A 2,949-nucleotide genomic window follows, 5' to 3' on the forward strand; every position below is an offset into this window, starting at 1 on the left:
TCAAAATTGATAAAATTTGACACATCGCCTTTATTTTAGCCGGATGGCGAGGATGCTGTCAGAATGGTCCGGATGGTCGTTGGCTGGCTATTATGACACATCCTCATAATAGTTAAAATATGATTAATTCTTGAATACGAGTGTGTCGCCTTGCCTGTCGATCACTATAGGGTGGTCTCTGTCGACTTTCTGGGCAAGTATGTCTTTTGAAAGCTGATTCAGAACCATTCTCTGAATAGTTCTTTTTACCGGGCGGGCACCGAATTCGGGGTCATAGCCGTCTTCGGCGAGCAGGTCAAGGGCGTCTTTCGTAACATCAAGTGTTATGCCGTTGGTTGTAAGCATTTTCTTTACGCTCTTTACCTGAAGCTCAACAATCTCAAGTATCTCTTTCTTGTCGNGAGGTGTGAACATCACTGTTTCGTCAATACGGTTGAGGAATTCGGGACGGATGATCTGTTTGAGCCGATCCATCACGTCTTGTTTTGTAGATGCGATTATCTCCTGTTTCTTTTCCTCGTTTTTGTCAGAGAAACCCTGGAAGTTCTGGCGTATTATATCAGATCCCATATTGGAGGTCATGATTATAATCGTGTTCTTGAAGTTGATAAAACGCCCTTTGTTGTCTGTGAGTCTGCCATCGTCAAGAACTTGAAGCAGGATATTGAAGACATCGGGATTCGCTTTTTCGATTTCATCGAAGAGCACAACGCTATATGGCTTGCGGCGCACAGCCTCCGTCAGCTGACCTCCCTCTTCATATCCAACATATCCGGGAGGCGCTCCTACAAGTCGTGAGACAGAGTGTTTCTCCATATATTCAGACATGTCTATTCTTGTCATCATGTCTTCGTCATCGAAAAGATATTCCGCAAGTGCTTTTGCAAGTTCTGTCTTACCGACTCCGGTAGTTCCGAGGAAAATAAAGGAACCTATAGGTCTTCTTGGGTCGTTTAGTCCGGCTCTTGAACGTCTGACTGCATCAGATACGGCACGAATGNCATCCTCTTGTCCAACAACGCGATGATGTAGTTCTTCCTCAAGGTGCAGGAGTTTTTCTTTTTCGCTCTGAGCCATTTTCTTGACCGGTATGCCAGTCCATCTGCTCACAACTTCGGCGATATCTTCCGCATCGACTTCTTCTTTTATCATCGCGCCTTCGCCCTGAAGCTCCTTGAGTTTCAACTGTATTTCCTTATTCTCGTCTTCTTTCTGTTTAATCTTCGAATAACGAATCTCCGCAACCTTGGCGTAGTCTCCTTCGCGTTCGGCTCTGTCAGCTTCATAATTCAGCTGTTCTATGTCAATCTTGTTCTGCTGGATTTTATTGATTTCGTTTTTCTCAGCTTTCCATTTTGCCCTTAAAGATTTCTCCGTATCCCTGAGATTGGCAAGTTCTTCATCGATTTCCTTAAGTTTATAGGAGTCTTTCTCTCTCTTTATAGCCTCCCTTTCTATTTCAAGCTGTTTTATTTTTCTTGATGCCTCATCAAGAGCCTGAGGCTGGGAATCCATCTCAAGCCGGAGTTTTGAGGCAGCCTCGTCAATAAGGTCAATCGCCTTGTCCGGAAGGAATCTGTCGGTAATGTAACGCACGCTGAGTTGCACGGCGGCAATTATGGCTTCATCCATAATTCGGACTTTGTGGTGATTCTCATAGCGCTCCTTAAGTCCGCGGAGGATTGATATGGCAGACATCTCGTCCGGCTCATCAACCATTACTTTCTGGAATCTGCGTTCCAGAGCTTTGTCTTTCTCAAAATATTTCTGATATTCGTCAAGAGTAGTGGCACCGATAGAGCGAAGTTCGCCTCTTGCAAGAGCCGGTTTCAATATGTTTGCCGCATCCATGGCTCCCTCTCCTTTTCCGGCACCTACGAGTGTATGTATCTCATCGATAAAGAGTATAATTTCTCCATCGCTTTGTGTGACTTCGTTGACAATGGCTTTGAGCCGCTCTTCGAATTCTCCCTTATATTTTGCGCCGGCTACCAAGGCTCCCATGTCAAGAGAATAAATCTGTTTAGACTTGAGGTTTTCAGGCACATCGCCTCTTACGATACGCATTGCGAGACCTTCTGCGATCGCTGTCTTTCCGGTTCCCGGCTCGCCTACAAGCATCGGGTTGTTTTTAGTGCGTCGGGACAAAATCTGAAGCACTCGGCGGATTTCTTCGTCGCGTCCGATAACAGGATCCAGTTTGCCATTGCGTGCCCGGTCATTCAGGTTTATTGCATATTTGCTGAGAGACTGGTATGATTCTTCCGCGCTTTGATCCTTTACGGTGTTTCCTTTGCGCAATTCAGAAATAGCCGCCTTAAGACCGTCTTCTGTAATGCCGTTGTCTTTCAGTATCTGAGATGCTTTGCATCCGGTTTTCAGAATACCCATCATAATAGCCTCGACCGAAACGTATTCGTCTCCCATCGATTTGGAGAAGTCAACAGACTTCTGCAGTGCCTCGTTCGACTCGCGGCTCAGCACCACATCGCCTCCGCTAACCCTGGGTAGCGAGGCAATAGTCTGGTCAACTCCCATTTTTACTCCGTTAAGGTTGGCGCCAAGTTTCTGGAAAATGAAATTGACAATGGTTTCGCTCTCGGAGATGATGGCTTTCAACAAATGCACCGGCTCAATCTGTTGTTGCCCCGATTGTTTCGTGAAGTCTATGGCTTTTTGGACAACTTCCTGCGATTTGATAGTGAAATTGTTAAAATTCATAATATAAATAATTGATTAATAATTCTGTTTCGTGCAAATTTCACAAAGAATGGCATGCCACGCTTAAGTAAAATTTGCAATGTTTAACTAAATAACAAGTTTAATCGCAATATGGTTGAGCAATATTTTCTGACAAATATTTTAGAATTATTATTTCACTAGTGTCTCTTAAAAAGTGTTAATCAAATTCGAGGTCAAGAGTTGGATGGCAATTTGCTATTTGTGCTG

The 2,949-nt window shown here is 44.4% G+C and carries 1 protein-coding gene; it reads right to left on the bottom strand.

The features are described 5' to 3' along the window. Nucleotides 1–123: 123 nt before the first annotated feature. Nucleotides 124–2,721 (bottom strand): ATP-dependent chaperone ClpB, encoded by a 2,598-nt coding sequence (clpB, locus tag JX312_RS11510; protein WP_204458085.1) that lies wholly within the window; start codon nucleotides 2,719–2,721, stop codon nucleotides 124–126. Between the last annotated feature and the right edge of the window lie 228 nt (nucleotides 2,722–2,949).

Origin of the sequence: Barnesiella sp. CU968 (genome assembly GCF_905219685.1) — a bacterium.
In the GTDB taxonomy this organism is placed as follows: Bacteria; Bacteroidota; Bacteroidia; order Bacteroidales; family Muribaculaceae; genus Lepagella; species Lepagella muris_A.